Origin of the sequence: Alcanivorax sp. UBA3183, from assembly GCF_002364155.1 — a bacterium.
Classification (GTDB): domain Bacteria; phylum Pseudomonadota; class Gammaproteobacteria; order Pseudomonadales; family Alcanivoracaceae; genus Alcanivorax; species Alcanivorax jadensis.
Genome location: NZ_DEXN01000019.1, coordinates 70630 through 76232, shown reverse-complemented (window position 1 = coordinate 76232; position 5603 = coordinate 70630). Strand labels below are relative to the sequence as shown.

General features: G+C 59.6%; 6 protein-coding genes. All 6 read left to right on the top strand.

Features of this window, described 5'->3' with window-relative positions; all coding sequences use genetic code 11:
* Nucleotides 1-811 (top strand): tRNA (adenosine(37)-N6)-dimethylallyltransferase MiaA (gene miaA / locus B3Q33_RS08665; protein WP_286827487.1); only part of this gene is annotated, 811 nt, incomplete at its 5' end.
* Between the two features lie 252 nt (nucleotides 812-1063).
* A complete protein-coding gene (gene hfq, locus B3Q33_RS08660; RefSeq protein WP_035245043.1) occupies nucleotides 1064-1354 on the top strand; it encodes an RNA chaperone Hfq in 291 nt (96 codons plus the stop codon).
* Nucleotides 1355-1507: 153 nt separating this feature from the next.
* Nucleotides 1508-2881: a ribosome rescue GTPase HflX gene (hflX, locus tag B3Q33_RS08655; RefSeq protein ID WP_273009861.1), complete on the top strand. Its 1374-nt coding sequence runs from the start codon at nucleotides 1508-1510 to the stop codon at nucleotides 2879-2881.
* A 38-nt stretch (nucleotides 2882-2919) separates the two neighbouring features.
* The gene (gene hflK, locus B3Q33_RS08650) at nucleotides 2920-4089 is read left to right on the top strand and encodes an FtsH protease activity modulator HflK (protein WP_273009859.1); all 1170 of its coding nucleotides are present in this window, start codon (nucleotides 2920-2922) and stop codon (nucleotides 4087-4089) included.
* Nucleotides 4089-5153: a protease modulator HflC gene (gene hflC / locus B3Q33_RS08645; protein ID WP_273009858.1), complete on the top strand. Its 1065-nt coding sequence runs from the start codon at nucleotides 4089-4091 to the stop codon at nucleotides 5151-5153. The genes hflK and hflC overlap by 1 nt, the downstream gene beginning before the upstream one ends.
* A 154-nt stretch (nucleotides 5154-5307) precedes the next feature.
* Nucleotides 5308-5499 (top strand): DUF2065 domain-containing protein, encoded by a 192-nt coding sequence (locus B3Q33_RS08640; RefSeq protein WP_035245026.1) that lies wholly within the window; start codon nucleotides 5308-5310, stop codon nucleotides 5497-5499.
* Nucleotides 5500-5603 lie beyond the last annotated feature (104 nt).

Below are 5603 nucleotides of genomic sequence, written 5' to 3'. Positions count from 1 at the left end.
GGCGGCGCCGCATCGGCTGTTGGGTTTCCGCGAGCTGGATGCGCCGTATTCGGCGGCGGATTTCCGCGCCGATGTCCTGCAGGAAATCGAACAGATCCATGCCAACGGCAAGCTGCCCCTGCTGGTCGGTGGCACCATCCTCTATTTCAAGGCGCTGGTAGAGGGACTGGCGCCTCTGCCGGAAGCGGACCCGGCGGTGCGTGCCGATATTGCCGCCCTGGCCGAACGCGAAGGCTGGCCGGCGGTGCATGCGGCACTGGCCCAGGTGGACCCGGTCAGCGCCGAGCGGCTCAAACCCACGGACCGCCAGCGCCTGCAGCGGGCCCTGGAAGTCTATCGGCTAACCGGTCGGCCCCTGTCCGCTTTTCACGCGGATCATCATACAACTGTCACACAGAACCGGGATGGTCTGAGTGAGTTCAGTGCCTTGCCCTGGCCGGTTTACAGTGCGGCCCTGCTGCCACCGGATCGGGCCTGGCTGCACCACATGATCGAGCACCGTTTCCGGCAGATGCTGGAGCAGGGGTTGGTGGACGAGGTGCAGACACTGCGACAGCTGCCCGGAATCCATCGGGATCTGCCTGCCATGAAGGCGGTGGGGTATCGGCAGGTATGGGACTATCTGGACGGCCAGTATGATTATGAAAGCATGGTGGAACGGGGGATTATCGCTACCCGGCAACTGGCCAAACGACAGTTCACCTGGCTGCGTAAATGGCCGTATCTGCACGGCTTCGACAGTAACGATGCGTCACAGCGGCGGGCGCTAGTCGAGCAGCTTGCGAAGATCTGTAAATCTGTGTTTAGTTAGCCCTGTTACTGGACTTTTTGGTTTATAATTCGCCGATCATCCATTTTTAGCCATTTTGCGGCGATTTGAGAAGCACGGCGCAAATGTGTTGTGTCGGCACCTGGAACCAATTTGCCGGGTTGTTGACAAAAATTTGCCCGATAGCGCATCGGGCGAAGGCAGTGACCGTATGGGACGGTTTCACTGTGTTACAGCGCTGATTGCCCGAAGTGTTGGGCACTACTTTTTACTGTTATTTCAAGGAGACTTGCCATGTCAAAGGGGCACTCGCTACAAGACCCTTTTCTCAACGCGCTTCGTAAAGAGCGTATTCCGGTATCTATCTTTCTGGTAAACGGAATAAAGCTCCAGGGGCAGATTGAGTCTTTTGACCAATATGTCGTGCTGCTGAAAAATGCAGTCAGTCAGATGGTTTATAAACACGCGATTTCCACCGTCGTGCCTGCCCGCAACCCCCGTGGCGGCGGTAACCCGGCCATGACTACCACCGGTACAGGCGGCACAGCCGTTCCTGCTGCCGATGAGGGCTTCGGCAACCAGTAACGCTGCCGCCGATCCTGCAAAGAGCCACCTTCGGGTGGCTCTTTGCGTTGTGGTCGCGTTAACGCCTCCGATCGGTACTTTTCCTGCCGGTTTCCCTGTCTTCTTCCTCTGACTGGTTTAAACTGGCGGTCTCATCCCCCATATCAGGCCTCTATGGACCTATTTGACCGTACAGAGCAGACCAGAACCGGCGCCGGTGAGCGCGCTATTCTGGTGCACCTGGATTTGCCCGACGCCATGGGCCGCGAAGATCTGGATGAGTTTTATCATCTGGTCACCTCCAGTGGCGTGGAGCCGGCGGCGGAGTTGACCGGCAAGCGTGATCGGCCCGATCCTGCCCTGTTTATCGGCTCCGGCAAGACTGAGGAGCTGGCGGCGCTGGTGGCGGAAATCAGCGCGGATGTGGTGCTGTTCAATCATGCTCTGAGCCCGGGCCAGGAACGTAACCTGGAGCGGGTTGTGAAATGCCGGGTGCTGGATCGCACCGGCCTGATTCTGGATATCTTTGCCCAGCGTGCCCGCACCCATGAAGGTCGCCTGCAGGTAGAACTGGCTCAGTTACGCCATCTGTCCTCCCGGCTGGTACGAGGCTGGACTCACCTGGAGCGTCAGAAGGGTGGTATTGGTCTGCGCGGCCCCGGTGAAACCCAGTTGGAAACCGATCGCCGGCTGCTGCGTGATCGTATTCGTGCCATTGAGTTGCGTCTGGAGAAGGTGCGCAAGCAGCGTGCCCAGGGGCGCCGGGCCCGCCAGCGTTCCGAGACGCCGCTGATTTCCCTGGTGGGCTATACCAACGCCGGCAAGTCCACCCTGTTCAATGCCATCACCACCGGCGACGTCTATGTGGCGGATCAGTTGTTTGCCACTCTGGATCCGACCCTGCGCAAGGTAAAGGTACCGGGCGTGGGGCCGGCGATTCTGGCCGATACCGTGGGCTTTATCCGCCACTTGCCACACCGGCTGGTGCAGGCCTTTCGCGCCACCCTGGAAGAAACCGTTAACGCCACCTTGCTGCTGCACGTGACAGACTGCAGCGCAGAAGAGCGTGACAGTAATGTGGCGGCAGTGAACGAGGTGCTGGAGGAAATCGGTGGCGACAAGCTGCCGGTGCTGCACGTTTATAACAAGGTAGACAACCTGGGCCACTCGCCGAAAATTGACCGGGATGAGCATGGCCACCCCTGGCGGGTGTGGATTTCCGCTCAGACCGGTGACGGCTTTGATCTGCTGTTCCAGGCCATTGCCGAGCGATTGGCCGCAGGTTGGGTGGACTGCTGGGTGCGTTTGCCCGCGTCCGCTGGTCGACTACGCGCTCGCCTGCACGAGGCCGGCGAGGTGCTGGAAGAGCAGGCAGCGCTTGATGGCAGCATGCTGCTGCGCATCAATGTGAACCGGGTACATTTTGAGCGACTCTTGCGTGAGCAGGGGCTGAAAGAAGAAGAACTGGTGGTGCCGGCTCCTGCGGTTGCAGGGGATGATGCCTCTTCCTACAATTCACAACGCTCGCATGATGCGAGCCATCAATAATCCGGTGGGCTCAGCGCCCGGACCGATTGGAGACCTACATGGCGTGGAATGAACCCGGCGGCAACAAGCCGAAGGACCCTTGGGGTGGAGGCGGTGACCAGGGGCCGCCGGATCTGGATGAAGCCCTGAAGAATCTGAAAGAAAAAATTAACAGCGTATTCGGTGGCAAGGGCGGCAAGTCCGGCGGTAGCTCCGGCAGTGGGGGCGGTTCCCCCTGGCCGATATTGATTATCGCTGCCGTGATCGGCGTGGTGGTCTACGCCCTGGTCGGCTTTTTCCAGGTGGATCAGCGCGAACGCGCCGTGGTGCTGCGTTTTGGTGAATACAACCGCACCGTGGATCCCGGTCTTCGCTGGCGGGCGCCCATCATCGAGCAATTCCAGAAGGTCGACGTGGAGCAAAATCGCCGCTACGACATTACTGAGGCGATGCTCACCCGCGACACCAATATTGTCAGCGTGACCCTGCAGGTGCAGTACCAGGTGCTGGACCCGATTCCCTTCCTGCTGAAAGTGGCCCGTCCGGAAACCATTCTGGAGCACGCTACCAGCTCCGCTCTGCGCCACGTGGTGGGCTCAGCGACCATGGATGATGTGCTCAAGGACAACCGGGAAGCGATCCGGGTGAAGGTTCGAGAGCGACTGGATGAATACCTGAACCGTTACGATACCGGCCTGGTATTGAAGCAGGTGGTACTGGATCAGACCCAGGCACCGGATGCAGTCCGTGATGCCTTTGACGATGTATCCAGAGCCAAGGAAGACGAGGATCGCTTCAAGAAGGAAGCAGAAGCCTACCGTAACTCGGTCATCCCCCAGGCACGGGGTGAGGGCAAGCGTCTGGAAGAAGAAGCGGAAGCCTACCGGAATCGTCTGATCGACAGCGCCAAGGGTGATGCTGAGCGATTTACCGACCTGTTGACGGAATATCGCAAGGCGCCGGAGGTGACCCGTGAGCGCCTCTACCTGGAAACCATGACCGATGTGTACAGCGCCACCAGCAAGGTGCTGGTGGATGTGGATAAGGGCAACAGCCTGATTTATCTGCCACTGGAACAGTTGGTCAAGGGCGGCGCCAGCAAGGCCAGGGTGCCGCAGCAAAACGGTGCCAGCCCGAGCAGCACGTCATCGGCCGGTGCGGATGACGGCGGCAGTGGTCGCGAGGCGGCCCGAAGCCTCTACAGCACACCAAACCGGGAGTTGCGCTAATGAATAATCGTGGATGGTTGGCGCTGCTGGCGTTGGGGGTTCTGGCGCTGCTGGCGCTGGATTCCTTCTTTATTGTGAACCAGACCGAAAAGGCGGTGCTCAAGCAGTTCAGCCGAATCGACAAGTCCGATATCGAACCTGGTATCTACTTCAAGTGGCCAATGGTGGAAGAAGTGGTCCGCGTGGACGGTCGTGCCCTGGTGTACGACGTGGCGACCCAGTCTTTCCTGACCGCCGAGAAGAAACTGCTCAATGTGGATGCCTTTGTGGTGTGGCGGATCAACAACGTGCAGCGCTACATCGTCAGTGTGGGCGGTGGCTCTTCCAATGCCCAGGTAATGGAAGGCCGCGCCCGACAGTTGCTGGACCCGCGGGTCAATGAAGCCCTGCGTAACGAGTTTGCGTCACGCACGGTGTTCCAGGTGGTTGCCGGTGAAAGCAACGTGGAAAAACTGGAAGGCGACAAGGCACTGCTGCGTGACCCGGTCAGTGGTGAAGTGACAGAAGTGCCGAGAGATCAGTTGGACGAATCCATCATCCGTGAAGCAGAGGGCGAACTGCCGGCCGGTGACGTTGCTGACGGAAAAATGGCCAGCGACCAGCGCGAAGCGTTGATGGATCAGGTTCGTGCAGAGGTAAATAAGTCCACCATGGAAGACCTGGGTATCGAAGTGGTCGATATCCGGGTGAAACAGGTGGACTGGCCGGACCAGGTGCGTGGTCGGGTGTTCGACCGTATGCGTGCCGAGCGCCAGCGTGATGCTGCGGCCCACCGTTCCCAGGGCCGTGAGGAAGCGGAGAAAATCCGTGCCGGTGCGGACCGCAAGCGCAGTGAAATCCTTGCCGAAGCCTACCGTAAGGCCCAGGCCACCCGTGGTGAGGGTGACGCCCTGGCCGCTGCCACCTACGCCGAGGCCTACAACCAGGACAAGGAGTTCTTCCGCTTCTATCGCAGCCTCCAGGCCTACAAGGAGAGCTTCAAGGACAAGGAAGATGTGCTGATCCTAGAGCCGGATGGCGAGTTCTTCCGCTATCTGAAGGGTTCGAGCGGCGCAAGGCCCTGAGCCCACTCAAAAAGCCCTGTCGGTTCGGCCGACAGGGCTTTTTTATGTCTCCATGGGATAGGGCGTGAACCTATCTGCCGCCGGGCGACCGTGGTAGAATGCAGCAACCGGGGGCCGAGGCTCCCGGTTTTTTTGTGGCTGTCTGGCAGGAACAATGGATTTAGGCTTATTGATCAAGGCCTTGTGCCTGGTACTGGTCATAGAGGGCATTCCGCTGTTTCTGGCGCCTAATCGTGCGCGTGAGGCAGCGCTGCAGGTTGCCCGGATGCCCGGGCGAACACTGAGAATTCTGGGGCTGGTGCTGATGATACTGGGTGCCGGCCTGCTACTACTGATGCGGTCGTAAATGATGAACCAGGAAGAACAGTGGCTACTGCCCGACGGGGTAGAAGAGGTTCTCCCGGGACGAGCCCGGGCCATTGAGCAATTACGCCGGCAGACGCTGGATCT